Origin of the sequence: Bradyrhizobium yuanmingense, assembly GCF_025200905.1 — a bacterium.
Classification (GTDB): Bacteria; Pseudomonadota; Alphaproteobacteria; order Rhizobiales; family Xanthobacteraceae; genus Bradyrhizobium; species Bradyrhizobium yuanmingense.
The window spans coordinates 1526533-1551992 of sequence record NZ_CP104173.1 but is presented as its reverse complement, the minus strand read 5'-3'; the positions used below and the strand labels follow the sequence as shown (position 1 = coordinate 1551992).

25 protein-coding genes are annotated in these 25460 nt (G+C 64.4%); 7 read left to right on the top strand and 18 right to left on the bottom strand.

The window, feature by feature from the left end; all coding sequences use genetic code 11:
- Window positions 1–18: 18 nt before the first annotated feature.
- From N2605_RS07285 to N2605_RS07270, 4 genes are read right to left on the bottom strand one after another with little or no spacing between them, the layout of a single operon-like run.
- Window positions 19–1065: an ABC transporter substrate-binding protein gene (locus N2605_RS07285; RefSeq protein WP_260346199.1), complete on the bottom strand. Its 1047-nt coding sequence runs from the start codon at window positions 1063–1065 to the stop codon at window positions 19–21.
- A 21-nt stretch (window positions 1066–1086) separates the two neighbouring features.
- Window positions 1087–2394: an NAD(P)/FAD-dependent oxidoreductase gene (locus tag N2605_RS07280; RefSeq protein WP_260346198.1), complete on the bottom strand. Its 1308-nt coding sequence runs from the start codon at window positions 2392–2394 to the stop codon at window positions 1087–1089.
- Between the two features lie 14 nt (window positions 2395–2408).
- On the bottom strand, window positions 2409–3125 hold the full coding sequence (locus N2605_RS07275) for an HAD family hydrolase (protein WP_260346197.1): 717 nt from the start codon (window positions 3123–3125) through the stop codon (window positions 2409–2411).
- 33 nt (window positions 3126–3158) lie between these two features.
- Complete coding sequence (locus tag N2605_RS07270) at window positions 3159–4238, bottom strand: ABC transporter ATP-binding protein (protein WP_225171429.1); 1080 nt, start codon at window positions 4236–4238, stop codon at window positions 3159–3161.
- Between the two features lie 210 nt (window positions 4239–4448).
- Between N2605_RS07270 and N2605_RS07265 the strand changes: the two genes are divergently transcribed.
- Window positions 4449–5387: a LysR family transcriptional regulator gene (locus N2605_RS07265; protein ID WP_128263869.1), complete on the top strand. Its 939-nt coding sequence runs from the start codon at window positions 4449–4451 to the stop codon at window positions 5385–5387.
- Between the two features lie 59 nt (window positions 5388–5446).
- Here the strand turns inward: N2605_RS07265 and N2605_RS07260 are convergent, their stop codons facing one another.
- From N2605_RS07260 to N2605_RS07230, 7 genes are all read right to left on the bottom strand, one after another.
- The gene (locus N2605_RS07260) at window positions 5447–6601 is read right to left on the bottom strand and encodes an IS4 family transposase (protein WP_036046927.1); all 1155 of its coding nucleotides are present in this window, start codon (window positions 6599–6601) and stop codon (window positions 5447–5449) included.
- Window positions 6602–6915: 314 nt separating this feature from the next.
- Window positions 6916–8106, bottom strand: coding sequence for a mannonate dehydratase (uxuA, locus tag N2605_RS07255; RefSeq protein WP_260346195.1), 1191 nt, complete (start codon window positions 8104–8106; stop codon window positions 6916–6918).
- A 72-nt stretch (window positions 8107–8178) separates the two neighbouring features.
- Complete coding sequence (locus tag N2605_RS07250) at window positions 8179–9228, bottom strand: L-idonate 5-dehydrogenase (protein ID WP_260346194.1); 1050 nt, start codon at window positions 9226–9228, stop codon at window positions 8179–8181.
- Window positions 9225–10631, bottom strand: coding sequence for a TRAP transporter large permease (locus N2605_RS07245; RefSeq protein WP_225182751.1), 1407 nt, complete (start codon window positions 10629–10631; stop codon window positions 9225–9227). Before N2605_RS07245 ends, N2605_RS07250 begins: the two co-directional genes overlap by 4 nt.
- 4 nt (window positions 10632–10635) lie before the next feature.
- Window positions 10636–11214 carry a TRAP transporter small permease gene (locus N2605_RS07240; RefSeq protein ID WP_260346193.1) on the bottom strand — a complete coding sequence of 193 codons (579 nt, stop codon included), beginning with the start codon at window positions 11212–11214 and terminating at the stop codon, window positions 10636–10638.
- Between the two features lie 216 nt (window positions 11215–11430).
- Complete coding sequence (locus N2605_RS07235; RefSeq protein ID WP_425248851.1) at window positions 11431–12396, bottom strand: sialic acid TRAP transporter substrate-binding protein SiaP; 966 nt, start codon at window positions 12394–12396, stop codon at window positions 11431–11433.
- A gap of 83 nt (window positions 12397–12479) precedes the next feature.
- The gene (locus N2605_RS07230) at window positions 12480–13304 is read right to left on the bottom strand and encodes a FadR/GntR family transcriptional regulator (RefSeq protein WP_260346192.1); all 825 of its coding nucleotides are present in this window, start codon (window positions 13302–13304) and stop codon (window positions 12480–12482) included.
- 143 nt (window positions 13305–13447) lie between these two features.
- Here N2605_RS07230 and N2605_RS07225 point away from each other — a divergent pair, with 143 nt between their 5' ends.
- Window positions 13448–14932, top strand: a complete 1485-nt coding sequence (locus N2605_RS07225) for a mannitol dehydrogenase family protein (protein WP_199751051.1) — start codon at window positions 13448–13450, stop codon at window positions 14930–14932.
- A gap of 95 nt (window positions 14933–15027) precedes the next feature.
- Window positions 15028–15435, top strand: a complete 408-nt coding sequence (locus N2605_RS07220) for a nuclear transport factor 2 family protein (protein WP_036007097.1) — start codon at window positions 15028–15030, stop codon at window positions 15433–15435.
- A gap of 24 nt (window positions 15436–15459) precedes the next feature.
- On the opposite strand, the gene N2605_RS07215 is transcribed toward N2605_RS07220, so the two are convergent.
- Entirely contained in the window at window positions 15460–16215 is a 756-nt protein-coding gene (locus tag N2605_RS07215; protein ID WP_260346189.1) for an HAD family hydrolase, read from the bottom strand.
- A gap of 155 nt (window positions 16216–16370) precedes the next feature.
- Between N2605_RS07215 and N2605_RS07210 the strand changes: the two genes are divergently transcribed.
- Both N2605_RS07210 and N2605_RS07205 read left to right on the top strand, forming a co-directional pair.
- A complete protein-coding gene (locus tag N2605_RS07210) occupies window positions 16371–17219 on the top strand; it encodes an SDR family oxidoreductase (RefSeq protein WP_260346188.1) in 849 nt (282 codons plus the stop codon).
- Between the two features lie 123 nt (window positions 17220–17342).
- On the top strand, window positions 17343–18611 hold the full coding sequence (locus N2605_RS07205) for a serine hydrolase domain-containing protein (protein ID WP_260346187.1): 1269 nt from the start codon (window positions 17343–17345) through the stop codon (window positions 18609–18611).
- Window positions 18612–18666: 55 nt separating this feature from the next.
- Here N2605_RS07205 and N2605_RS07200 read toward each other — a convergent pair whose 3' ends face one another.
- Window positions 18667–19554 carry a dienelactone hydrolase family protein gene (locus N2605_RS07200; RefSeq protein WP_260346186.1) on the bottom strand — a complete coding sequence of 296 codons (888 nt, stop codon included), beginning with the start codon at window positions 19552–19554 and terminating at the stop codon, window positions 18667–18669.
- 631 nt (window positions 19555–20185) lie between these two features.
- Between N2605_RS07200 and N2605_RS07195 the strand changes: the two genes are divergently transcribed.
- Window positions 20186–20764: a MarR family winged helix-turn-helix transcriptional regulator gene (locus N2605_RS07195; RefSeq protein ID WP_036007089.1), complete on the top strand. Its 579-nt coding sequence runs from the start codon at window positions 20186–20188 to the stop codon at window positions 20762–20764.
- Between the two features lie 12 nt (window positions 20765–20776).
- Here N2605_RS07195 and N2605_RS07190 read toward each other — a convergent pair whose 3' ends face one another.
- Window positions 20777–21733 (bottom strand): hypothetical protein, encoded by a 957-nt coding sequence (locus N2605_RS07190; RefSeq protein ID WP_036027405.1) that lies wholly within the window; start codon window positions 21731–21733, stop codon window positions 20777–20779.
- 820 nt (window positions 21734–22553) lie between these two features.
- On the opposite strand from N2605_RS07190, the gene N2605_RS07185 reads away from it, so the two are divergent.
- The gene (locus N2605_RS07185; protein ID WP_036027407.1) at window positions 22554–23324 is read left to right on the top strand and encodes a response regulator transcription factor; all 771 of its coding nucleotides are present in this window, start codon (window positions 22554–22556) and stop codon (window positions 23322–23324) included.
- Between the two features lie 233 nt (window positions 23325–23557).
- Here the strand turns inward: N2605_RS07185 and N2605_RS07180 are convergent, their stop codons facing one another.
- Genes N2605_RS07180 through N2605_RS07165 form a run of 4 tightly spaced genes read right to left on the bottom strand, consistent with a single transcriptional unit; the run spans window position 23558 to window position 25460 of the window.
- Complete coding sequence (locus N2605_RS07180) at window positions 23558–24016, bottom strand: hypothetical protein (RefSeq protein WP_057030136.1); 459 nt, start codon at window positions 24014–24016, stop codon at window positions 23558–23560.
- Window positions 24013–24525, bottom strand: coding sequence for a flagellar biosynthesis protein FlgN (locus N2605_RS07175; RefSeq protein WP_260346185.1), 513 nt, complete (start codon window positions 24523–24525; stop codon window positions 24013–24015). Before N2605_RS07175 ends, N2605_RS07180 begins: the two co-directional genes overlap by 4 nt.
- Before the next feature lie 39 nt (window positions 24526–24564).
- On the bottom strand, window positions 24565–25044 hold the full coding sequence (locus N2605_RS07170; RefSeq protein ID WP_260346184.1) for a rod-binding protein: 480 nt from the start codon (window positions 25042–25044) through the stop codon (window positions 24565–24567).
- Window positions 25041–25460, bottom strand: a complete 420-nt coding sequence (locus N2605_RS07165; protein ID WP_260346183.1) for a hypothetical protein — start codon at window positions 25458–25460, stop codon at window positions 25041–25043. Before N2605_RS07165 ends, N2605_RS07170 begins: the two co-directional genes overlap by 4 nt.

Genomic DNA, 25460 nt, shown 5'->3' with positions numbered 1-25460 from the left:
TCGTCAACGCTGCCTCGCTCACTTCTGCATGAAGGACGCCCAGCGCTTCTCGGCGGCTTCGCCCGCCGGCGAGGACCACCAGGCGTAGGACATCAGCGCTTGCTTCGCCGCATTGGCCGGCTCGCTCGGCAATTGCGCGGCGCGCTCGGGCTTGATGACGCTGGTCTCGAATGCCTTGGGATTGCCCGGACCATAGTCGATGTGCAATGGCAGATTGGCCTGGTGCACGGGATCGACGGCCTCGTTGAGGAATTTTATCGCGGTGGCGAGATTCGGCGCGCCCTTGAGGATGCAGAGCGAGGTACTCTGCAGGATGCCCTGGTTGTAAGTGAAGGTGACCTTCGCGCCTTCCTTGGCGACCGCGCTGACGCGACCGTTCCAGGCCATCTCCATGTCGACCTCGCCGTCATTGAGCAACTGCGCCGACTGCGCGCCCGAGGTCCACCACACCGTGATGTGCGGCTTGATCTCTTCCAGCCTCTTGAAGGCGCGGTCGACGTCGAGCGGATAAAGCTTGTCCGGTGCGACGCCGTCGGCCATCAGCGCCGCCTCCAACGTTGCAAACGGATGGTTGCGCAGCGCGCGGCGGCCGGGGAATTTCTTCACGTCCCAGAAATCGGCCCAGCTGTTCGGCGCGTCCTTCGGGAATTTCTTCTGGCTGTAGGCAAGTACGCTCGAATAGAACTCGTAGGACACTGAATAGGGGCTGCGATAGGCCTCCGGCATCGCCGCGCCGTTTGGTATCTTCGAGAAGTCGAGCTTCTCCATCAGCCCCTGTTCGCCGCCGCGCAGGCAGTTACCGGTCGGGGTGTCGACGACGTCCCAGATCGGCTTGCCGCTGCCGACCTGCGTCTTGATCGCGGGCCAGGCATCGGGAATGGAGTCCTGGTTGATGGTGATGCCGAGCTTCTTGGCGGAGGGATCGAGGATCGCCACCGTCTGCGCCTGCTGATAGGCGCCGCCCTGCGAGACGAAGGTGATCTGCTCGGCGGCATCAGCCGCGCTGGTCAGTCCGATTGCGCCCAGCAGCGCGCAGCCCAATCCAAATTTCTGCTTCATCGTCATCCTCACCTCCTCCAAATGATCTCACCGACCGATCGCATCGAGAAACTGGTACCAGCCGGCGACCACGCGCACGGCGGGCTCCCGCAGCGGATAGAACGGAATCGCCTTCATGCGCCGGGCGTCGAGCAGGCCGACGTCGGGCGCCTCGCCGCGCACGAAGGCGGCGAGATAGCGGCCCATCAGGCTCGACATCGCAACGCCGGCGCCGTTGTAACCCACCGAGAACAGCGTGCGCTCGTCGAGCCGGCCGATATGCGGCACCGAGTCCAGCGTCATCGCAACGAGCCCCGACCATTTATATGCGAGCGAGACATCGGCGAGATCGGGGAAGATGCCGACCATCGCCTTGCGCAAGGCACCGAATGCGGCCTGCGAATCCTGCTTGCCGAAGGCGCCGCGGCCGCCAAAGATGACGCGGTTGTCGACCATGCGGAACCAGCGCATCATGCGCTTGGTCTCGGTGTAGGTGCGCCCCGTCGGCATCAGTTTTCCCGCGAGATTGCCGGGGAGCCGCTCGGTTGCGACCATGGCGCTGCGGAACGGGATCAGCGTGCGCTGCAGATGCGCGGTGGCGCCGGTCAAATCCGAATAGCTGTTGGTGGCAATGATCGCCTGCCTGACGCGCACCGCGCCTTGCGGTGTCTCGGCAACGATGCCGTCCTTCTCGCGCCGGAGCTTGACGACCGGCGACTCCTGGAAAATCGGAACGCCGCGGCTTGCAACGCCATTTGCGAGGCCGCGCAGATAGTTCAGCGGATGGATCCCGCCCGAGCCGGGATTGAGCACACCGCCGACAAAGATGTCGGAGCCGGTCTCCTCACGCACCTGTCCCTTGTCGAGAATGCGGACCGCGGCGGAGCCCATCTCGCGCGTCATCCAGTTGGCTTCGTCGATCGCGGCCTTGAGCGTCGTCTCATTGTGCGCGGCCTTGACCTGGCCGGTGCGCACAAGGTTCGCGCTGGTGATGCCGAATTCGGAGACGAGCTCCTCGACCATGTCGGTCGATTCATGCGCGATCTCGTACATGCGCCGCGCCATGGCGCGGCCGTGTGCGGCATCGATCTCACGGAACGAGAGGCGGAATTTTGCGGTGATCACGCCGCCATTGCGCCCGCTCGCGCCCCAGCCGGGACGGTTGGCCTCGAGCACGACGGGGCTGAGCCCGCTCCTGGCAATGTGGTGCGCGGCGGAGAGGCCAGTGTAGCCTGCGCCGATGATCACCACATCCGCCTGTTGCTCGCCCGACAGCACGGGAAACGCGCGCGCCGGCTCCGCCGTGGCTTCCCACAGTGAATTGACCGATGGCAGCGCGCGCCAGTCCCGTGTCATGCCACAGCTCTCCGTTACGCCGCCGGCCCGATGGCCGCGTCGGCAAGCGCCTTCAACGTCGGATAATGGAAGTCCGGCTTGGTCAGCGTCTCCACCGCCGGCGTACCGCCGAAGCCGGCAATGCCCTGGCGGCGCTCGATCCAGCACACCTTGTAGCCGAGCTTCCGCGCGATCCCGATGTCGTGATACTGGCTCTGCGCGACGTGCAGGATGTCGGACTGCTTGTAGCCGAAGGCGGACTGGCGGCCCTTGTTGTAGGCGAAGAATTCCGGGTTCGGTTTTGCAACGCCGGTGTCGTCGGCGCAGACGGTGTCATCGAAGGGATTACCGAGCGCATGCGCGTAGCATGAGAGTGCCACGCGGTCGGCATTGGTCATCGCGACCAGGCGGAATTTTGTGCGCAGGCGCTTCAGCGCCTCGACCGAGTCCGAGAACGGCCCCCAGCGCAGCACGGCAAGCTGGAAGACGTCACAGGAGGCATCGTCCGCCGGCAGCCCGAGCTCCTTGGCGAGATAGCGGTAGACGTAGAACATCACCTCGCTGGAGCGCTCATAATGCTTGTCGCGGCCTCGCTTGTAGGATTCGAAGATCTGCTCGTCGCTGAGCTCGGCCGCCTTCTTGCCTCCGATCTTGCGCACCGCTTCAAGTACGCCGGTCTCGAAATCGATCAGGGTGCCGACGACGTCGAAGGTGAGGACCTTGAAATTGCTGAACGCGGCTTGGGTCGACATATCGCTTCTTCTCTCGGTTGAACAAGGCTGGATTCAGTCCACCCTGGGCACGACAATGGTGTCCTCGGGGTGGAGCGTAACGGTGAGGCTGCCGCCGAGCGGCGGGATGCGGTGATAGGCCTGGTGATAGCTCGGTTGGCGCAGGCTGAGCGCGATGCCATCGGCGAGCGCGAGGAAAATGCGCAGGCTCTCGCCCTGATAGACGATGTCGGTGACGGTCCCGGTCAGCCGGTTGCAAGCGGCATCCTGCGCGCCATCATCGATCAGCAGCTTCTCGCTGTGCACGGCCAGCATCAGGGCATCGCCATCGGGAATGGCGCGCGCGCTGCGCAGCAAGACGTTGCCGAGCGCGACGCTGGCGGCATCGACGCGGCGAACCGGCAGCATCGTGGCTTCGCCGATGAAGCTGGCGACGAAGGAATCGACGGGATGGTCATGCAGCCGCGCCGGCTCGTCGATCTGAACCAGCCGGCCGTCCTTCATGACGGCGACGCGGTCGCTCATGGTCAGCGCCTCGCGCTGGTCATGGGTGACGTAGATGATGGTCGCGCCGATCCGCTTGTGCAACGCGCGCAGCTCGATCTGCATGGATTCGCGCAGCTGCTTGTCGAGCGCGGAAAGCGGCTCGTCCATCAGGATCAGGCGCGGCTCGAAGATCATGGCGCGCGCCAACGCCACGCGCTGGCGCTGACCGCCGGAGAGCTGCGCGATGCCGCGCTCTTCATAGCCGGCAAGCCCGACCATGCTGAGCGCTGCGCGCACCTTGTCCGGCCAGATGGATTTCGGCAGGCGTCGCGCGCGCAAGGGAAAGGCGACGTTCTCGCCGACGCTCATGTGCGGAAACAGCGCGTAATTCTGGAACACCACGCCGATGTCGCGCTTGTGCGGCGGCATGTAGGTGACGTCACGGCCTCCGAATAGAATCGTGCCGGAGGTCGGCAGGATGAAGCCGCCCAAAATGCCGAGCAGCGTGGTCTTGCCGGAGCCGGACGGGCCAAGCAGTGAGACGAATTCACCGGCGCTGACATTGAGCGAAACGTCGTCGAGGGCGCGAACGGCGCCATAGGCCTTGCTGGCGGACCTGATCTCGACGCTCTCCGCGCGCTTGTCCAACGATCGACCTCGCGATGTCCCTCAGCCGGCGTGCCTCACTGCGCGCCATAAGCCTGCTTTATAGACAGGGATTTGGAGCACTCACGGCAAAGCGTGCGCTGCACCAAATCCTCTCTCGAAGGGCCTGTCTTTAAGCTGTCATGCTGATGACACCAGACTTGGCAAAATCCGGCAATTGCCAAATTCTCACCGCGCCCATAACATGACGTTATGCCAGAGCTCCGTCGCATGCTGCCGTCCAGCAACGCCCTGTTCGTCTTCGACGCGGCGGCGCGCAATGGCAGCTTCACGGCTGCGGCCGCCGAGCTGAACGTCACGCAGCCGGCGGTGAGCCGGATGCTCGGCCAGTTCGAGGAGCATCTCGGCGTTCGCCTGTTCGATCGCAAGGCGGGCCGCGCGGTGCTCACCGAAGAAGGCGAGCTGCTCTATCGCCGCGTGCTCGAAGGCTTTCGCAGCATCGAGAGCGGGCTCGTCGAGATCGAGCGGCGGCGCAAGGGCACCGAGACGGTGACGCTGTCGGTCTCCTCCGCCTTCACCACGCACTGGCTGATGCCGCGCATCGACAAGCTGCAGAAGCAGTTTCCGCAAGTCGATCTGCGCTTCCAGTTGATTTCCGGCGCGCTGCGCGGGCCGGTGGAGAATGTCGATCTCGGCATGCGCTTCCGCGATCGCGACGAGCCGCCCTCCGGCGGCACGCTGGTGATGAAGGAAGTGATGCTGCCGATGTGCAGCCCTACCTATCTCGGCGAGACCGATCCCGCCGAGGGCAACACCATCATTCGCCTCGCCGAGACGCCGGGCGACTGGGCCGCGGATTACGCTTCGCTCCTCACCGGCCGCCGCGGCGCGGCCAAGGCGCTGAGCTTCACTGACTATGCCGTCGTGGTGCAGGCCGCGCTGCTCGGCCAGGGCATTGCGCTCGGCTGGCTGACGGTCGCCTCGCACTGGCTGCTCACCGGCGCGCTGGTGCCGGCCTCCGACCGGCTCACCACCACGCGCCGCATCTGCGAATTCCTGCCGCCGCGCAACCGCCCGATGCGCCCGATCGCCGCCGAGATCCGCGACTGGATCATCGCGCAGATGAAAAGCGAGATCGCCGCGATCGACCGGCTCTATCCGAAGCTCGGCGCCATGGCGGCGTGCTATTGAGCCTGGAGCGAGCTTCACAAGAAGCCGTCATGCCCGGGTCAAGCCCACGGCTGTCCGGTTTAAATTTGGCATAGTCTTAGGCTCATCTGGCGGTCATTTTTGATAATCGGGGGCGGTAGGTCGAGAAGGTGATCGATCCGGCGCCGCTGCATGAGATTTTGAGCGACCAGACGGGTGAAGATCAGAAGGTTCTCGACGCTTTGTTGCGCTTTGTGGGCCGAACGCAAGAGCAGGAAGGCGATCAGCGCGATGGCGATCTGGATGCGCACGGCATTCTCGGACGTGCCGAAGAAGTGACGGATTTTGAGAGTGTGCTTGACCCAGCGGAAGAACAGCTCGATCTGCCAGCGCCTCTTGTAGAGTTCAGCAATTTCGTCGGCCGGGGCATCGAGATCATTGGTCACGATGCGCAGGATCTTGCCAGTCTCGGTGCGAACCGTGATCTCGCGCACCGGATCCCTGAAGGGGTTTTTGCGGGACTTTGCCTGCCGTGCAGGCAACAGACCTATGCGGTCGGAGAGCGCGCAGGAGCCTTCAGGCAGCTTGTTCTCAACTATGTCGCTCAGGGGCGTGTTGACCTTGAGCCGGGTCACCAGGCGGCATCCCGCAGCGTCGAGCTCAGCCCACCAGCCATAGTCGTAGTAGCCGAGGTCGAAGATATAGGTGGCCCCGGGGCGGATCGGCATAGCCTTGGCGACGGTGATGTCGTTGACATTGGCGGGCGTCAGCTCGGCGAAGCTCGGACGCTCACTGTCCGGATTGTAGACGATATGCAGCTTGACCCCATGCACGCCGGAGCAAAACCGCGCCCAATCGGAACTCAGAGAGTTCAGCCGAAAGCCGGTCGAATCGACCAGATACACCGCTTCGGCCACTTTATCGGCAAGATCACGTTCGCAGCGGCCCATCAGCGCCGCCAACAGTTCGGCAAACACCGCGCTGGACCGCTTGGCGTTGGCGTCAGCCAAAGTCGATCGCGACAGCTCTTTGGTTCCGAGATGGTAAAGCCGTGCGGCATGGCTCTCGAAGGATGCTTCGATCGATCGTAGGCTTTGGGCGTCCGAAAGCTGCGCGTACAGCATCGCAACAAACTGATCCTGTGTGCTGAGCCGCCGCACCCGCTTATTGGCCTGGTACCTGTCCACAAGCCGATCCAGAACACCCCACGGCACCAAGTTCAGAATGCCGTGAAATACTGTATTGTGGTGGCGCATGGCGGGACTCTCCTGGCGTGTCTCGAACATTTGGCGATGCTCAAGACCGTAGAAGAATCCACGCCATGCGCCCTGTCCATGAAAATTAAACCGGACAGCCGTGGGCTTGTCCCGGGCATCCACGTTCGCCGTGCCACGTGGTAAGGCGTGGATGGCCGGGACAAGCCCGGCCATGACGCTGTGGAGGCGTCGCCCCCCTCCCTCCACGTCATTGCGAGCGCAGCGAAGCAATCCAGAGTCTTTCCGCGGAGGGATTCTGGATTGGTTCGTCGCAAGAGCTCCTCGCAATGACAGTGTGGAGAGAGGTTTGCCCGCTACCGATGCTCGATCGCCCTGATCGCACCGCGCAACTCTGCGAGGCCGCGCAGGCGGCCGATGGCGGTGTAGCCGGGATTGGTGCGCTTGGTGGCGGCGAGATCGTCGAGCATGCGGTGGCCGTGATCGGGACGGAACACGATTCTCTTGTCCGGTGCGCGCCGCGCGTTCTCCTTTAGCAGCGTCTTGAGCACCGCGATCATGTCGACGTCGCCATCGAGATGATCCGACTCGTAGAACGACAGCCCGTCCGCCTCGCGCTTGGTCGCGCGGAGATGGGCGAACGCGATGCGCGGGCCGAAGCGCTCGGCCATATCAGGGAGATTGTTCTCCGCGCGCACGCCGAGCGAGCCGGTGCAGAAGCAGATGCCGTTGGCCTTGGACGGCACGGCATCGAACAGCGCCTGATAATCGTCGGCGCTGGAAGCAATGCGCGGCAGGCCGAACAGCGGCCGCGGCGGATCGTCCGGATGCAGCGTCAAGGAGACATCGAGCTGCTCGGCCACCGGCGTCACGCGCGCGAGGAATTCCGCGAGATGCTGCCGCAATATCTTTGGCGTGATGTCGCGATAGGTGTCCAGCCGATCGCGGAATTGCGGGATCGTCATCGGCTCGGTGGTCGAGCCCGGCAGCGCGCTGGCAATGACCATGACGAGATAGTCGATATCCGCCTGGCTCATCTGCTCGAACAGCTTTTTCGCGCGCGCCTGCTGCTCGGGGCTATACTCCTGCGCGGCCGCCGGGCGCTTCAGGATGTGCAGCTCGAATGCCGCAAAGCGGTCCTGGGCGAAGCGCATGGCACGGGCGCCGTTCGGCAGCTCCCATTCCAGATCGGTGCGGCACCAGTCCACCACGGGCATGAAGTTATAGCAGATGATCTTGATGCCGGACGCGGCGACCGCCTCCAGGCTCGCGATCCACGCCTCGATCGACTTGGTCGCTTTTCCGCCGAGGCGCTTGACGTCGTCAGGGATCGGAATCGATTCCACCACCGACCAGGTCAGCTGCGAGCGGCTGGGCTGGCCGTTCTCGATGAAGTTCTTGCGCTCCTCGACCGCCTTGCGCGTCCAGGCCTCTCCGATCGGCACCTGATGCAGCGCCGAGACGATCTGGCTCGCCCCGGCCTGCCTGACATCATCGAGCGAGACCGGATCATCCGGTCCGTACCAGCGCCATCCCTCCAGCATCATGTGCTGCCTCCCAAAGCGTTTTCGAGCGAAGTGGGTACCGGTTCGCGTGAAGAAAACGCGTCAAAACAAAAGTCAGTTCGCGGTCAGCACGACCTTGACGCTCTTCGAACGGTCGAGCGCCAGCCGCAGCGCGTCGGGCGCGGTCGAGAGCGGCCGCTCGGCGGTGACCAGCGACAGCACATCGACGCTGCCGTTGCCGATCAGTTCCACCGCATTCATGAACTCGAAGCCGAAGCGGAACGAGCCGCGCAGGTCGATCTCCTTGGCCATCACCGCATTCGACGGCGTCGGGATCTGGCCGCCCGGCAGGTTGCCGATCTGCACCACGACGCCGCCGCGCCTGACGATGCCGATCGCGCTGGCAAGGCCCGCGGCCGTGCCCGAGACCTCGAACGCGACGTCATAGGGGCGCGACGCAGCCTGCGCCTTCAACCCTTCCTCGCCGGCAGAGACGTTCTCGACGTGGGAGGCGCCGAGCTTGGTCGCAAAGGCCAGCGGCGCCGGCGCGATGTCGGCGACGGTGATGTCAGCCATGCCGGCGCGGTGCGCCGCGAGCATGGTCAGAAGCCCGATCGGGCCGGCACCGAAGATGATGCCGCGCTTGCCCTCGATCTTGCCGGCGCGCGCCACCGCGTGCAGGCACACCGCGAGCGGTTCGGCCAGCGCGGCCGCCTGGTAGGACACGTGATCGGGAATCTTCACGCACTGCGCAGGGATCGCATCGAAGTAGTTGGCGAAGCCGCCCTGCATGTGCGGCGTCTTCGAAGCCGAGCCCATGAAATAGATGTTCTCGCACAGGTTCGGCCGGCCCTCGCGGCAGGCGACGCAATGGCCGCACCAGCGCGACGGGTTGACGGCGACGCGGTCGCCGACCTTCAGGTTCGCAGCGGCACCGGAGATCTCCACGACCTCGCCCGAGATCTCGTGTCCCAGCACCAGCGGCGACTTCACCACGAAGTCTCCGGTGCGGGCATGACGAAAATAGTGCATGTCCGAGCCGCAGATGCCGCCGGCGCCGAAGCGGATGCGCACCATGCCGTCAGCGAGCCTGTCGAGCGGATGCTCGATCATGCGCAGGTCTTCGGGGCCGAACAGGGTCGCGGCGAGAGCGGTCGAGGTCATTTGGAGAGTCCCATGTATTTTGGCAGCCAGAGGGTCAGTTCGGGAATGAAGGTGATCGCGATCAGCGCCAGCAGCAGCGGAACCAGCCAGGGCAGGATCGCCACCGTCGTTCGCTCGACGGAGAGCTTTGCCACGCGGGCGAGCACGAACAGCACCATGCCGAGCGGCGGATGCAACAGGCCGATCATCAGGTTCAGCGTCATGATCAGGCCGAAATGAATGGGGTCGATGCCGAGCTTGAGCACGATCGGGAGCAGGATCGGCACCAAAATGGTGATTGCCGCCGTGGTGTCGATGAAGCAGCCGACGAACAGGATCAGCACGTTGGCGAGCGCCAGGAACACCCATTTGTTCTGGGTGATGCTGAGCATCCAGTCCGAGAGCATCTGCGCCGCCTGCGACACCGTCAGCAGCCAGGCGAAGATCGACGCCGCCGTGACGATGAACAGCACCGAGGCCGTGGTCTCGATGGTATCGAAGGTCGCCTTGGCGACGGTCTGGAACGTCATGGTGCGGTAGCGGACGAGGCCGAGGAACAGCGACCAGATCACCGCGGCGACGGCGGCTTCCGTCGGCGTGAACCAGCCCAGCGTCATGCCGCCGATCAGGATCACCGGGGCCATCAGCGCCATCACCGCCGAGAAGTCGAAATACCAGTCGATCAGGAGCAGCGTGCCGAGGCCGATGACGACGGCCGTGTTGACCGAAAGGCCGGCCAGCACCATCAGCCAGATCGCCATCGGGAACGACAGCACGATCAGGATCTCGAGGCCGGCCGAGCCGAGCTGCGGCCAAGAGAACGGCGTGTCGCTGCCCCATTTGTTCTTGTGCGCGAAATAGGTGACCGTCACCATCATGAACAGCGTCAGCACGACGCCGGGAATGACGCCGCCCAGGAACAGCGCGCCGATCGAGACGTTCGCCATCATGCCGTAGATCACGAACGGCAGCGACGGCGGAATGATCGGTCCGAGCGTTGCGGAGGCCGCGGTGACGCCGACCGAGAACTCGGTGGAGTAACCGTGGTCCTTCATCGCCTTGATCTCGATGGTGCCGAGGCCGGCGGCATCCGCAATCGCGGTGCCCGACATGCCGGAGAAGATCACCGAGCCGATGATGTTGACGTGGCCGAGGCCGCCGCGCATCCACCCCACCAGCGCGACGGCGAATTTGTAAATGCGCCCGGTGACGCCGGCGATGTTCATGAGATTGCCGGCCAGGATGAAGAAGGGCACGGCGAGCAGCGGGAAGCTCTCGACGCCGGCGATCATGCGCTGCGCCAGCGTAACGTCGGGCGTCACGCCGCTGACCAGAATGTAGAGCAGCGACGACACCGCCATGGCGATCGCCACGGGAACGCCGAGCAGCATGAGAACGAGAAAGCCTCCGAGCAACAGCAGCATGGTTTTATCCTTCCGATCCGTCGTAGGCACCGGGACGTTCGAGGACCGAGTAACCCTGCCGCCAGTTCTGGATTGCCACCTGCACGGAGCGTGCGAACATCAGCACGAACCCGAGCAGCACGGCGTAATAGACATAGTCCTTGGGAAGATTGATGGTGGTCATCTGCTCGTCGCCGATGATCCTGATGTAGACCCAGACCAGCTTGATGGCGTAGCCGAAGAAGGCGATCCGGATCAGGTCGATCGCGGTCGACAGCACGCGCCCTACGGCATGCGGCAGGTAGCGATAGACGAGGTCGACCTGGATATGCCGCGACAGCCGTACGCACATCGACGAGCCGATGAAGACCACCCCGATCAGGCAATAGGTCGCGATCTCCTCGGTCCAGGCGTAGCTGTCGTTGAGCACGTAACGGGTGAAGAACTGCAGGAAGACGGCGAGCGCCATCACCCAGAAAATCGCCAGCGCCACCCAGTCCTCGAAGGCGTAGACGCCGAGATCGACCTTCGGCGTCGCCTCCTCCTCGAAGGTGTGCGCGATCTCTTCGGCGGTGATCTGCCGGTGGATTTCGGCGGTGGACATGTTACCTCTCTCCAAATCGTCGTTCCGGGGCTCGCGAAGCGAGAACCCGGAATGACGTCTTTGATCTACTGTCTCACGCTTGCTCCGCTCCTCATCCTGAGGAGCTTGCGAAGCAAGCGTCTCGAAGGATGCCCCCGGGGCACACCGGGGCCCTCATGGTTCGAGATGCCCTTCGCGCTCCTCACCATGAGGGTCTTATGGCGGGGCAAGCGGCGGTCACTTCACCGCCTGGATCTTCTCCCAATCCGCCTTGCGGTACCCGAAAGTCTCGAACGCAACGTTCTTCAACACGGTGTCGCGGAACTCGTTCTTGTCGACCTCGGTCACGGTCAGGCCCTTGTCCTTGAAGAAGGCGACCAGCTTGGCCTCGTTCTGCTTGATCTCTCCGGTGGCCTTGGCAGCCGCCTCCTGCGCCACGTCGGTGAAGATCTTCTTGTCCTCGTCGCTGAGCTTCTTCCACAGCGCGCCGGCGATCACCGTGTTGAGATGGTCGACGATGTGGCCGGTCAGCACGATGTGCTTCTGCACCTCGTAGAACTTCTTGGCCTCGATCGTGGTCAGCGGATTTTCCTGCGCCTCGACGGTGCCGTTCTGGAGCGCGAGATAGACCTCGGCGAACGCGATCGGCGCGGTGTTGGCGCCGCAGGCCCGCGGCATCGCCAGATAGGCCGGAACGTCGGGCACGCGGATCTTCAGGCCCTTCATGTCCGCGCAGGTCTTGATCGGCTTGTTGGACGAGGTCTGGCGCACGCCGTAATAGGTCACCGCGACGATGTGGTGGCCGCTCTTGTCCTCATAGCCCTTGGCGAGCTCCTTGAAGATGTCGCTCTTGGTGTAGGCGAGCAGATGATCGGCATCGCGGAAGGTGTAGGGATAATAGGTTACGCCGATCGGCGCGAAGCTCTTGGCCGCGAAGCTCGATCCGGAGATGATGATGTCGACCGAACCGAGCGAGAGGCCCTGGTTGATGTCGGTCTCCTTGCCGAGCTGCGAGGCCGGATAGACCTCGATCTGGTAGCGCCCGTTGGTGCGCTTATTGATCTCCTGCGCGGCCCAGACCGAGGCTGTGTGGAACGGCTCCGAGGGCTCGTAGACATGGGCCCATTTGAGCTTGGTCTGCGCCATGCTGGCGCTGGTCGCTGCCAACAGCGTGGCGGCGGAAATCACTGCTGCAATCGTCATCTTCTTTAACATCGACTTTTCCTCCATCGTTCAAGTCTGCTTCTTGTTCGCCCGCCCCGGCATGGATGCGGGCCGCCCAATCTTTATCGCTGCCGCGAGCTGCCGCTCTTGGCCCGTTCTTTGGCCCGCTTCTTCGGTGATCGCTTTGGTGTCGTCGGCTTCGCCAGGGGTCGCGCGGTCCGGCTTCGCCCCGAGGCCGCTGCTGCGGCGTTCTCGGCGCCAAAGTTCTGTGCAAAGCGCTCCTGGGATCGCGCCAGATGAACGCGCATGGCTTCGCGCGCCGCCTCGGGATCACGCGCCGCGATCGCGTCGCGAACGGCGCGATGCTCGTCGAGTGCCGTGCGCCACGTGCCCGGGTTCTCGAAATAATGCGCGAGCTGCGCGAAATAGGGATTGAGCCGCTGGTCGAACAGCTCGCCGACCACGCGCACCAGCACGGCGTTGCCGAGGCTTCCGGCGATGGCGACGTGGAACGCACGGTCGTGCACCATCGAGGCTTCGCCGGGATGCTCGACATTCTCCATCGCGACCAGGGAGGCGTCGATGCGGGCGACGTCACCCTTCGTCGCCACGCGCGCGGCCTGTTCGGAGATGGCGCTCTCCAGGAATTCGCGGGCGCGCAACAGCTCGAACGGGCCTTCGATGACGGCAGCTTGTGTGGGCGCGGCCACGGCGGCGGGCTCGATCACATAGATGCCGGATCCGACGCGGATGCGCAGGCGCCCTTCGACCTCGAGCGCAATCAAGGCTTCGCGCACCGTGGGCCTCGACACCTTGAGCTGTTCCGCGAGGTCGCGCTCGGTCGGCAAGCGGCTGCCGACCGCGTACTCGCCGCTGTCGATCAGGCTTCGCAATTGATCGGCGACCTGGCGATAGAGCCGTCTCGCCTCCACAGCTTCCAGCGGCACGCTGGTCCTCCCGAAAAGGTCTCGCGCGGCGCCTCCGGCGCCCGCGACCCGCCAATTTTGGAAAATTGGTCTTACCAATTGACCGGAGCATTGACCTGATACGGACGCCATGTCAAGCAGCGGCAAAGCAAGGGGAGACGTCCATGCGCCAGAGCTCGATGCGCCTTGGTCGCGCCAATCTCGACCGCCTGGCACCTGCCATCCGGCGGCCGGCCTATGACCGATCGCGCGTCACGCCCGGCATCGTGCATCTCGGGCTCGGGGCGTTTCATCGCGCCCATCAGGCCGTCGTCATCGACGATTGCCTTGCTAGGGGCAGCATGTCCTGGGGCATCATCGGCGCGAGCCTGCGCAGCCCGGAGACGCGCGACGCCCTCGCCCCGCAGGACCATCTCTACACCGTCGCTGTGCGCGCCGCCGAAGGTACCGAGCACCGCGTGATCGGCGCCCTGCTCGACAGCGTCGTGGCGCGCGAGAAGCCGGCAGCCCTGGTCGAGCGGATGGCCGATCCCGCTATCCGCATCGTCTCGCTCACGGTGACCGAGAAGGGCTATTGCCATACGCCGCAGACCGGCGATCTCGACGAGCGGCATCCTGATGTCGTGCACGACCTCAATAATTTCGACGCGCCGCGCTCGGCGCCGGGCTTCATCGTCGCCGCGCTGGCACGCCGGCGGGCGCAGGGTCTTTCGCCCTTCACCGTGCTGTGCTGCGACAACCTCGCCGCCAACGGCCACACCGTGCAGCGGATCGTCACGCAGTTCGCCGCGCTGCGCTCTAGGGAACTCGGCAAGTGGATCGCCGACACGGTTGCTTTCCCCTCGACCATGGTCGACCGCATCGTGCCGGAGACGACGGATGCCGACCGCGATGCGGTCGCATCCGCGCTGGGCATGCGCGACGCCTGGCCTGTCATGACCGAGCCGTTCACGCAATGGGTGGTCGAGGACCGCTTCACCGCGGGCCGGCCGGACCTTGCCGCAGCGGGTGTCGAGCTCGTCGGCGACGTCAAGCCGTTCGAGCTGATGAAGCTGCGGCTGCTCAACGCCAGCCATTCCGCGCTGGCCTATCTCGGCTATCTCTCCGGCTACGAGACCATCGCCGACACGATGCAGGATCCGCATTTTGCGCGCCTCGCCGCGCAGGTGATGGAAGAGGCCGCGGTGACGCTGACCATGCCATCAGGCACGGATCTCGCCGCCTATCGCGCCTCGCTGCTCAAGCGCTTCGCCAATCCGGCGCTGCACCATCGCACTTGGCAGATTGCCATGGACGGCTCGCAAAAGCTGCCGCAGCGGCTGCTCGGCGCGATGCAGGATCGCCTTGCCAGAGGCCTGCCCATCGCAACGCATGCGCTGGCGGTGGCCGGCTGGATCCGCTACGTCAGCGGCGTCGACGAGCAGGGACGGCCGATCGACGTGCGCGATCCATTCGCCGCCGAGTTCGCCGCGCTGGCGCGCGAGGCAGGACCCGTTGCCGAGCGCCTCGCGCCGGCACTGCTCGGGGTGGCGAAGGTGTTCGGGCCGCTCGGCGCCGAGCCGCGCCTGCGCGAGGCTGTCACCGCGGCGCTCGGCCGCCTCTATGCCGACGGCGCGCGGCGGGCCGTGGCAACGCACGTTTCAGCGTGACCACGACGCGGGCAGCATCCTGAATGCTGCACTGCGGCCAAAGTCGACGGAAAGTCGCGCTTGATTTTTGCCTGTCCTTGCCCCACCCGAGAGCGATGGGAAACGACACCAAGGTCATCGCCGCCAACGCGGCCTTTTACGCGGCATTCTCGACCGGCGACTTCGCCGGCATGGAACGGATGTGGGCGGATGACGACGGCATCTCCTGCATCCATCCCGGCTGGCCGGCCATCATCGGCCGCGCCACCGTGATCGGAAGCTGGCGCGACATCCTGCAAAACCCGCAGCGGCCGCAGATCGTCTGCGCCGAGCCGCAGGCCATCGTCGACGGCGACAGCGCCCGCGTGCTCTGCATCGAGATCGTCGACGGCACCGCGCTGGCTGCGGCGAACCATTTTCGCCGCGTCGGCGACGACTGGCGCCTGGTGCATCATCAGTCCAGTCCGATCGCACAGATTGTCGAGCAGGCCGAGGACGATAGAGCAAGTCACCGCGTCCACTGAGCACGGCGATCACGGCGCCGTGATCTACTGTGCATGGGGTTGTTTTTCAGCTTTTGTTTGGCGGGCCGAAAGTTCCGACAGATCGTCGAGCACGACATGCGCGCCGGTGAAGTCGTCGTCCCCGAAGAACGTGCTGCGGGTGATCAGAACCGGGACGCCGGCGCGCGAGGCCGCGATCAGACCGTTGGCGGAATCCTCAATCGCAACGCAATCGGATGCCTCGAGCTTCAGCCGCGCCAGAATCTCGAGATAGACGTCGGGCGCCGGCTTCTTGTGCCTGACGTCGTCGCCGGCGACGATCGCATCGAAATCCGCGGCCCAGCGTTTGCCCAGCGCCTGCGACAGCAGCGCATCGATATTGCCGTGCGATGTGGTGGTCGCAATCGCAAGCCGCTGGCCGCGCGCCTTCGCGGCCCTGAGCAAGTCCGTCACGCCTGGCCGCAAGGGACAGCGGCCGGCCTCGACCAATTCGGCATAATGCGCGGTCTTGATGCGGTGAAGTTCTGCGATGTCCCCGTCCGACAAGGGCGGAGCGGTCACTAGCCTCTCGTGGTAGGCGCGCATGCGCTCCTTGCCGCCCGTCACCCGCAACAGGTCCTTGTAGACGGCGCGGTCCCACTGCCAGTCGAGACCGAGGCGGGCGAAGGCCAGATTGAAGGCCTGCCGATGCAGCTCCTCGGTTTCGGCCAGGGTGCCGTCGACGTCGAAGATCAGCGCGGCCGCGCGCCGGATCAGATCGGCGGCGTCCGCTGGCGACTGAACCAACGCTTCGGCCTGCATGATCGATGCCTCCCTTCCGGCGCTGCGTAAAGCGATCATCGGCCGAGCCGGAGGGCGAGACAAATCGCAATATCTTTTGCCGGACCCAAAAATCTCTTATGAGCGAACGGTGCGCGACGGCGCGAACGGGAACTTTCGACCTGCACGGGAGACGCATGCGGCTCTTCATCCTCGGCCTCGGCTACAGCGCGCGGCATTTCGTCCGCAAGCACGGCGGCAGCTTCTCGCATGTCGCCGGCACCGTGCGCGATCGCGCGCAGCGGAATGACCTTGCCGGGATCGAGGTGCATCCGTTTTCCGGCAGCCTTCCGTCGCCCGAGACGGTTGAACGGGTTCGCGACGCCGACGTCCTCCTGGTGTCGATCCCGCCCGGCAGCACCGGCGATCCCGCGATCGCGGCGTTTGGCGGCGTGCTGCAGGGAAGCCGCCGCAAGGTCGTCTATCTCTCCACCATCGGGGTGTACGGCGATCACGCAGGCAGCTGGGTCGACGAGAGCACGCCGCCGCAGGCCATCCTCGACCGCACGCGGATGCGGATCGCGGCGGAGCAGGCCTGGACGGATGCGACGGGCGGCGATGCCGCGATCCTGCGGCTTGCGGGCATCTACGGTCCCGGCCGCAACGCGCTGGCGACACTGCGCGCGGGAACGGCGAGGCGCATCATCAAGCCGGGACAGGTGTTCAACCGCATCCATGTCGACGACATCGCGAGCGCGATCATCGCCGCTATTCATCACCAGGGCGGCGGCGTTTGGAACGTCTGCGACGACGAGCCGGCGCCGCCGCAGGACGTGATCGGCTATGCCGCGCAGCTGATGGGCGTGGCGCCGCCGCCGGAAGAAGCGTTCGCCACCGCCGAAATGTCGGCGATGGCGCGCAGCTTCTATGCCAGCAGCGCCCGCGTCTCCAACGAGAAACTGAAGCGCGAGCTCGGCGTCACGCTGGCCTGCCCCACCTATCGGCACGGCCTCGACGCTCTCTGGCGCGCAGGCGAAGGACGTTAGGGTTCCTGCACCTCCGATGCCGCCCAGACATGCCGCGCCCGCGCTTGACTTCCTGCCGGCGCGGTCGTGATCTAACCTTCGAGCGAGCCACCGCACAACGAGCTCGCCTCTTGGGAGAATGCAATGAACAAGACGATCGCCATGATCGCGGCAACGATTGCTGTCGTCACGCTCGGCGCCGCGCGCGCTGCGCCGCTGCCCGAAGCCAATCCCGACGATGTCGGATTTTCGAAGCAAGGCCTTGCACGCCTCGATAATTTCTTCGCGCGCGAGATCGCGGCCAAGCGCGTTCCCGGCGCAGTGGTCGCCATCGCGCGCGACGGCAAGCTCGTCCACTACAAGGCCTATGGCCTGCTCGATCCGGCCAAGGGCACGCCGATGCCGCTCGATGCGATCTTCGCGCTGGCCTCGATGACCAAGCCGATGGCCGCGGTCGCCGGCCTGACGCTGATGGAACAGGGTCGGCTGCCGCTCCAGGCCAAGCTGTCCGAATACTACCCGGGCTTCGCCGACATGAAGGTCGGCGTGCCTCAGGCGGATGGATCACTCAAGCTCGAACCGCAGGCCTCGCCGATCTTCATCCACGATCTCTACCGGCATACGTCGGGGTTGATGTATGGCGGCCGCCCGGACTCATCGAGCCCGGTGGCGCGGCAATATCCTGATGGCATTGCGCCGGCGATCGACGGCGACACCCAGGCTTTTATCGATCGCATCACCAAGCTGCCGCTGGCGCAGCAGCCCTCGACCGCGTTCGAATACGGCTTTTCGATCGACGTGCTCGGCGCTGTCGTCGAGAAGGTGAGCGAGCAGAAGCTTGGCGACTATCTCGCTGCCAATGTCTGGCATCCGCTCGGCATGAAGGATGCGACCTTTCATCCGACCGAGGCGCAGCGCCCGCGCCTCGCCCGCCCCTTCCCGAACGATCCGCTGACGGGCAAGCCGCAGGCCATCAAGCTCCTGGACACTCCAACCAAGTTCGACTGCGGCGGCGCCTGCTCCTTCGCGACGGTCGGCGACTACATCCGCTTCGGACAGATGTTGCTCAACGGCGGCGAGCTCGACGGGCAGCGCATCCTCGGTCCGAAGACCGTCCGTCACATGACGGCGAACCATCTCGGCCCCGAGATCAAGAACAACGTCGCCAATGTCGAGCCGCATCGCGGCGGCTTCGGCTTCGGCCTTTCGGTGGCGGTCCGGACCAGCGAAGGATTGTCGTCGGTCCCCGGCAATCCGGGCGAGTTCACCTGGAACGGAGCCTACGGGACGCAGTTCTTCTGCGATCCCAAGGAGCGTCTCGTCGTCGTGGTGGGAACGGCGGCACCGGGTGAGCTCAGGAAGTATTATCGCGAGCAGGTCCAGGACATCGTCTACGGCGCGATGACGAAGTGAGACCGTCACATGAAAGAGAAAGGGCGGCCACTTGGGCCGCCCTCTTGATTGACCGTCAGCTCAACACGCCGTATTTCTTGAACCAGGCCTCTGCCTGCTTCCAGGCATCTTCCGCGGCGTCCTTGCGGTAGCTGCCGCGATAGTCGGCATGGAAGCCGTGCGGCGCTTCGGGGTAGATCTTGAAGTCGGCCGTCTTCTTGCTCTGCTCGAGCGCGGCCTTCATCTGCTCGACCTGCGCGACGGGAATGCCGGTATCGGCGCCACCATAGAGGCCGAGCACCGGCGCCTTCATCTCGGGCGCGAGCTGCAGCGGGCTCTTCGGCCACAACGGGTTGGCTGGATCGACCAAGGTCCCGTAGAAGGCAACGCCCGCCTTGAGCGCACCGCTGTGGGCGGCATATTCCCAGACCGTGCGGCCACCCCGGCAGAAGCCGATGATGCCGAGCCTCGTCGTGTCGCCGCCTTTCGATCCTGCCCAGGCGACCGTCGCGTCCAGATCCGACAACAGCTCCGCGTCCGGCTTCGCATTCACCACCGGCAGCAGCTCCTTGATATCCGTCACCTTGGTCAGGTCGATGCCCTTGCGGAAATAATAGTCGGGCGCCACCGCGAACGCGCCGAGCTTGGCGAGGCGGCGCGTCACGTCCCGGATGTATTCGTGCAGGCCAAAGATTTCCATCGCCACGATGACCACCGGCGCCTTGGCGTTGCCGGCCGGGCGGGCGAAATAGGCGGGCATTTCCTCAGAGCCGACCTTGATCTTGGCATCGCCGGCCTGGAGACCGCTGGTATCCGTCGTGATGATGTCGGCCCGGACCGGACCGGCCGCGAGCGTGTAGCCAGCGGCGACGGCCGCGGTCGCGCTCATGAATCCGCGGCGCGAGAGCGGGGCGACTTTCGTCAGTCCAACGACGTCGGATGTCATGGTGGTTTCAAAGCTCATCGATCTTCCCATTCCTGATTCCCATGCTGATGCCCCTCGGGCGCCGCATTCGCCAGTAATTGCCGGATAAACGCAAGTCACCAGCCTGCGAGCACGCGGCTCACCACGTCATCCCTTCGTTAGCGAGCGCCGGTGTCCGCCGCCCGCCGGAGCGTGGGCCGTGTGCCGTGTGCCGTGTGCCGGGACTTAACCGTCTGGCTGCACTGCACCGCAACATCCATTAACCGAAAAGAATCGTTCTTTGCCTGCCGGCCAGGCCGCTTGTCGCTGCACAGAATGCGCCTGAGCGCACACCCGACAGGCTCTGCCGCAACAAATAGCAATCGCAGCGACGATGGTGACACATCATGTTGCTTACGCATCGCTCATCATCACCAAATCACGTGCGAACCGCCCTCATTTGATTGAAATTTTCGGAGGATCTTGGCCGCGCGATTTACCCGGTCTTTCTTTGTGACACCCTAGTTCCACGGCCGGAAGTTCCATCTTCGGAAACGCAGAGGCTTCTTCCCGCGACGCGCGATGCTCGCCCGCAACGGACGGCGGAGCGCGAGCGGGTCTCATTCTCGTCCGCCCCGATTGCGCTACCCGAGGCCCAATTGAATAAACGTTTATGCGACCTGGAACTGAAATGAATTTGGCTCGTGAATCGATTGAACTGTTGGAGCAGGCCGCACGCATCCTGTGGTTCGAAGGCACCAAGCACGGTTTGCGCGACCGCGAATGGATGGCGCTGCGCTTCCTCTCCCGCGCCAACCGATTTTCCCGAACCCCCTCGGCGCTGGCGAGCTACGTCGGCACCACGCGCGGCACCGCCTCGTTCATCATCGGCGAGCTCGAGCGACTCGGTTATCTCGAGCGGAAGCGCTCGGCCACGGACAAGCGTTCGGTGACGTTGAGCGTGACCCAGCAGGGCAAGAAGTTCTTGGTGCGCGATCCCGTCAACGTCCTCATCGAAGCGATTGGCGTTCTGGACGACGAGGTCAAGATCCGCTTCCGCGACACGTTCCGGCACGTGCTGGACCACTCCGATGCCGCCGAGCAGCGGCACCACACCGACGTCTGCAAGCGGTGCATCTTCCTGCGGGAGGATCGCGCCAATACCGACAGCAAGACGACGGCCGAGTTCAGCTGCCGCCTGTTTCGCGCACCGATCGCCGAAGCGGAGGTCGATCTGCTGTGCACCAGCTTCGAGCATCACCGCCAATAAAAGGCGGCTCGTTCAGGGCGTTGCCTTGCGCGACGAATAGATGACGCCGCCGCTTGATTCCACCACCAGGCGCCCGTTCTCGTTCCTGATCTCTTCGATGCGGCCAAGACCGGGCACCTGTTGTCCCAGCACGGCTTCGATGACACCGTTCGGGCCCTGCAGGATCGCAATTCCCTCATAGGCCTGGCGGACCGACCAGCCCTTGATCGCCTTGCGCGGCGCCAATGCACGCTCGGGTGCAGGCACCGATCCCGTGAATTCGGGCGCGGCGACCGCGGCCATCATCGGCCCTTGCGCTGACACCGGCTGCGTCTGCACCGTCGCCGGCGCGGGAGCTTGGGCTTGGGCTTGCACCTGAGCGAGCTTGTCGAGCTTCACCGTAGAGGACGAGCTCACCCGCTCGATCCGGTCGAGATTCTCGGCAAACCGGCCGAAGCGATCGTTCGTGACCTTGCTGGATTGATCGACCGCGGTCCGCAAGCCATCGAGGTTTTCAGACACGCCCGACACTTGCTTGCGCAGTTGCGCGACGGTCTCGCGCAGAATCCTGATCTCTGCATTGGCCGCAACGTTGTTTGGCGCGGGCTGGGTGGTGAGATAGGCGATCACGCCGGTGCAGGCGCAGACCACCAGCATGGCAGCGACCGCCAGAGTTGCGAGCGGCGCGACCCAGGTCGGACGGGGTGGCGGCGGCTTCGCCACGATCACGGCCGGCTTGATCACGACCGGCGCCGGCTTCGGGATCGCCATCTTGTCGAGGCGGGCCTTGGCACGAATCCGCTTCAAGCCGTCGAGTGCCTCCTTTGCGAGAGCCTCGTCGCTCGCCGTCGCCGATACGCGCTTTGCGCTCGCGGCAGGCTTGGTCGTCCGCGCCGCGTTGTCCATTGAATCGCTCGCCTCCGGCGCTGGCTTCGCCGCCGCGGAAGCGTCCGCGGTCGCGTTGGGACGAGCTTGTCCATCGGACAACATATGAAAATGCTCCGTTCGGTTCGGTCTGTCGAGCGACGACGTTATCTGTCGAAGCTTGCCTGAAACGTGCGGGTCGAAAGCCGTTCATCGCGCGCGATGCGACGTCGCATGAGTCGATCGCGCCATACACGTGGCGATAGTGCGACTCGAAAGACACACACTCGCCAAGATTTCATCAAGCTGGAGGCGCGGCGCAGACGTGAGTCGAACTTCCGCATGCGGAAAAGCGAGTTCCAGAGTCAATCCGGGGTTGAAAACCCATCAATGTGCGTGCCCCGGAGCACCACCCGAAATAGCTGTAATTGTACGGGGATGCGGAACTATACAACCATCACAATGCAAAACTAGTTCAGCATCAAAATCAACTGATACGTTTGGATGCATCAAGAAACAACCAGAAACAAATCAACAGCATCAAGTGCGTGTAGCAATCGCTTTCTTTCGCACGCTTGATCGGGAATCGGCAATCGCTACGGTTCTACTCAAGTGATTCTCGCCAGTTGGCGAGGAGATCGACATGGTTCAGCAGTGTTCGGACGCGATGAGCAACTTGGCGCAACTGTTCTAGGTCGTTTCTCAATCTGCTCCGCGAGGTGATCAGTAAGACACCCGCCGAGCCTCAACGCAGTAAGCGTTTCAGTATCGAGTTGAAGTAACAGGCCTGCGAGACGCAGGCACTGAACGCGTAGGGCTGCCCGCGAATATCGAAACCACAACAACGGTTCGCGGGATGGAATGTCGTCAAACAGCATCGTTGCCGAGCCGGAGCATCACAACAACCAACCGGCCGCAACAAGTGCGAAACAGGGGCGAAAGACTGATGTATATTATCGTTGATGATCGTGAGAGCGTCGCGAACAGCTATGTCGGAGGGCTCGTTCGCGAAGGCGTATCGTCGATCGGGTTCTCCTCCGGAGAATTCTGGGACTGGCTGCAATCTGCGAGCGAGTCCGATCTGGCGGCGGTGGACGCTTTTCTCCTCGGCGATTGCGATGCCCGCGGAAGCCTGCCGCGGGCGATGCGCAAGCGCTCCTCGGCTCCCATCATTGCCATGAGCGGCCAGAAGATGCTCAAGAACACGCTGGAGCTGTTCGAATCGGGCGTGGACGACGTCGTGCACGTGCCGATCCACCTGCGCGAGATCCTGGCACGAACGGCCGCGATCGCGCGCCGCCGGGTGGGCGAGCTGCCGAGGCCCTGCGAGAGCAGGATCCAGGTCTTCTTCAACGGCCGTGATCCCGAAATCGCGGGCCACGCCCTCACCCTGCCCCGCCGCGAACTGCGCATTCTCGAATATATGGTGGCCAATCACGGCAAGTGGATCACCAAGACGCAGATCTTCAATGCGGTCTACGGCATCTTCGAGTCCACCTTCGACGAGAGCGTGATCGAGAGCCACGTCAGCAAGCTGCGCAAGAAGCTCCGCGACCGCCTCGGCTTCGACGCGATAGTGGCAAGGCGTTACGTCGGTTACCGCCTCAACATCCCGGCGGGCGAAACTCTCGACGAGCCGGTGCAGGAGCTCGAGGACGTCGGCATCCTACTGAACAGGACGCAGGCCGCCCCCGCGGCATACCCGGCCGGCAACTGACAGGGCAGGACAGCGCCACGAACCGGCAACGGCCTCTGCGAAGCAGCTTCGCGGAGGCCGTTGCACTTTTGGCGGCGAGCTGAGCGCACGCCTCGTCCTTCGAGACGGCGCTGACGCGCCGCCTCAGGATGAGGCTAATCGGCCCCGGTGCGCGCTGAGACCGGCGCCGCGCATTCCGTCCTCATCCTGAGGAGCCGCGTAGCGGCCTCTCGAAGGATGGCCGCAGAAAAGAGCTACGGCTTCTGCTGGAATTCTTCCTTGGAGACGTAGTTGAAGTCCTCGACCAGGACGTCCTGGACAATGTCACCCTGCATCCGTTCGTTGACGCGCTGCTTGATGGCCGTCGTCAGGATGGCGAGGTCGTAACGGGCGAGCTTCCTGAAGTCGAGACGATCGTCGGCATAGATCCTGCGGAAGGCCTCGTCGACGACGAACGGCTCCGGCGGGACGTTCAGCTGGTGCATGGTCCGCGCCTCCATGGTGTAGACGAAGCGGGCGACGATGTAGCCCTGGACATTGCCGTTCTCGACCATCGGCACGCTCAGCGCCCGCGTCTTGTGATATTGCAGCCCTTCGAGATATTCGTCCTTCGCCGGCAGCAGGTTGCCCTTCTCCTTCCAATAGGCAACGGCATAGCTCGTGCCCGCCGTGAGGATGCATACCCAGAGCCCGGCCAGCACCAGCCTGATCATTTTCCGTCCTGCGCCGTGCGACCGGTATAGGTGCCGTCGGACTCGGCGTCCTTGACCGCCTTGACGATGATGCTCGCGACTTCGCGGACCGCGTCGTAGTGCATTTCCAGAATGGAACGATTCCGCTCGAGCTTCTCGCGCAGCCGCTGAATCTCCTCGCTGATCTCGACCTCGCCGCCGAGGTGCATCCGCGCCCGCATCAGGCGGACGAACTCGAGCATGCTCCGGCTCTTCCGCGCGCTGAAATCGTCGAAATCGATCTTCTGGCCGGTCGCGAGCGCAGTCGTCTCCTCCTCGACGATAGTCGCGAGCCGGCGGATTGCGGCCAGCAGGCCACGCATCTCGTCCGATCTCACCGTGTCCGCGGCGTCGACCCTTGCCTCGCCACCCCCGATCGGCAGCAACACGGGCAGCAGCGCATCGCTCGCTGCGGCTTCCGTCGTCATCATCTCGGTGTCCGCGACCGCCTGGTCCATCGCCACGGCCACCGCGCCTTCTTGTGCCTGCATTGGAAATTCACCTCTCAACTTCTGTCACCCGTTCGCGGATCATGATTTGGCCTTCGCAGCGTCCGCTCCAGCCGGATGCGCAGCGGCGAGCTGCCGGGCGATGCCGACACCGTTGCCCTTTGCCAGCTGACTGCCGAGCTGCTCTGCAAGCATCGACTTCCAGACGCCGCCAGCCGTGCCCTTGCCGAAGACCTCCTCCGACTCCTTCGGCAACATCGTCTCGACGAAGGTCTGGAGGATGAAGGCTTCGAACTTCCGGTAAACCTCGCCGGATGCCGGCGCCTTGATCACCTGCACCGGCGCGCCATTCACGGCACCCGACTGCGCTTCCGCGACTTTCGCCGCGGCTTGATCGGCGGTCGCCGCTTTGGCCTTGCCGACTTCCGCCTCCATCGTGGCGGCGAAATCGGCGTCCGACGATTTCAGCGCGTCGAGCTTCGCGGTCGCGGCGCGCTGCGTCGCGGGGTCCGCGGCTTCGAGGACGTCGAGGACGAGGTCGGGCGTCGCTGTCACGATCATGTCTTGTTCCGGTTGGCTGGCTGTGGCGTCCAGGCGTGCACGGTAAGGCTCGTTCCCGTCATGTCCTCGAGCGAGCGCTTCTCGGCATCGCGGAGCTTGTCTGCGAGTGCGGCCTTGGCGACCTCCTCGAGCTGTTTCACGCGGCGGGTCTCCCGGCGAACCTGATCGAGCTGCTGCACGGCCTGCGCCTGCACCGCACGGGCGCCGACGCTCGCCCTGTTGAGACGCCGCGCGATCGATTCGTTCGACGATCCCGCCGGCGGCTTTCCATCGTTCAAGGCTCCGACCAGCCATTCCTGCTCGTCCTGCAGGCTGCGCTCCTGCTGCCGCAATTGCGCGAGCTGCCATTCGGAGAGCCGGAGCTGCAGCTTCACCAGCGAGACCATCCGGCCGAGCTTGTCCGCGCGCGATGTCAT

Bases quoted from the DNA above. Each gene is read 5' to 3' on its own strand.
- N2605_RS07285 (WP_260346199.1), bottom strand. From the start codon at position 1,065: ATGACGATGAAGCAGAAATTTGGATTGGGCTGCGCGCTGCTGGGCGCA.
- N2605_RS07280 (WP_260346198.1), bottom strand. From the start codon at position 2,394: ATGACACGGGACTGGCGCGCGCTGCCATCGGTCAATTCACTGTGGGAA.
- N2605_RS07275 (WP_260346197.1), bottom strand. From the start codon at position 3,125: ATGTCGACCCAAGCCGCGTTCAGCAATTTCAAGGTCCTCACCTTCGAC.
- N2605_RS07265 (WP_128263869.1), top strand. From the start codon at position 4,449: ATGCCAGAGCTCCGTCGCATGCTGCCGTCCAGCAACGCCCTGTTCGTC.
- N2605_RS07260 (WP_036046927.1), bottom strand. From the start codon at position 6,601: ATGCGCCACCACAATACAGTATTTCACGGCATTCTGAACTTGGTGCCG.
- uxuA (WP_260346195.1), bottom strand. From the start codon at position 8,106: ATGATGCTGGAGGGATGGCGCTGGTACGGACCGGATGATCCGGTCTCG.
- N2605_RS07250 (WP_260346194.1), bottom strand. From the start codon at position 9,228: ATGACCTCGACCGCTCTCGCCGCGACCCTGTTCGGCCCCGAAGACCTG.
- N2605_RS07245 (WP_225182751.1), bottom strand. From the start codon at position 10,631: ATGCTGCTGTTGCTCGGAGGCTTTCTCGTTCTCATGCTGCTCGGCGTT.
- N2605_RS07240 (WP_260346193.1), bottom strand. From the start codon at position 11,214: ATGTCCACCGCCGAAATCCACCGGCAGATCACCGCCGAAGAGATCGCG.
- N2605_RS07235 (WP_425248851.1), bottom strand. From the start codon at position 12,396: ATGACGATTGCAGCAGTGATTTCCGCCGCCACGCTGTTGGCAGCGACC.
- N2605_RS07225 (WP_199751051.1), top strand. From the start codon at position 13,448: ATGCGCCAGAGCTCGATGCGCCTTGGTCGCGCCAATCTCGACCGCCTG.
- N2605_RS07220 (WP_036007097.1), top strand. From the start codon at position 15,028: ATGGGAAACGACACCAAGGTCATCGCCGCCAACGCGGCCTTTTACGCG.
- N2605_RS07215 (WP_260346189.1), bottom strand. From the start codon at position 16,215: ATGCAGGCCGAAGCGTTGGTTCAGTCGCCAGCGGACGCCGCCGATCTG.
- N2605_RS07210 (WP_260346188.1), top strand. From the start codon at position 16,371: ATGCGGCTCTTCATCCTCGGCCTCGGCTACAGCGCGCGGCATTTCGTC.
- N2605_RS07205 (WP_260346187.1), top strand. From the start codon at position 17,343: ATGAACAAGACGATCGCCATGATCGCGGCAACGATTGCTGTCGTCACG.
- N2605_RS07200 (WP_260346186.1), bottom strand. From the start codon at position 19,554: ATGAGCTTTGAAACCACCATGACATCCGACGTCGTTGGACTGACGAAA.
- N2605_RS07195 (WP_036007089.1), top strand. From the start codon at position 20,186: ATGAATTTGGCTCGTGAATCGATTGAACTGTTGGAGCAGGCCGCACGC.
- N2605_RS07190 (WP_036027405.1), bottom strand. From the start codon at position 21,733: ATGTTGTCCGATGGACAAGCTCGTCCCAACGCGACCGCGGACGCTTCC.
- N2605_RS07185 (WP_036027407.1), top strand. From the start codon at position 22,554: ATGTATATTATCGTTGATGATCGTGAGAGCGTCGCGAACAGCTATGTC.
- N2605_RS07180 (WP_057030136.1), bottom strand. From the start codon at position 24,016: ATGATCAGGCTGGTGCTGGCCGGGCTCTGGGTATGCATCCTCACGGCG.
- N2605_RS07175 (WP_260346185.1), bottom strand. From the start codon at position 24,525: ATGCAGGCACAAGAAGGCGCGGTGGCCGTGGCGATGGACCAGGCGGTC.
- N2605_RS07170 (WP_260346184.1), bottom strand. From the start codon at position 25,044: ATGATCGTGACAGCGACGCCCGACCTCGTCCTCGACGTCCTCGAAGCC.
- N2605_RS07165 (WP_260346183.1), bottom strand. From the start codon at position 25,460: ATGACATCGCGCGCGGACAAGCTCGGCCGGATGGTCTCGCTGGTGAAG.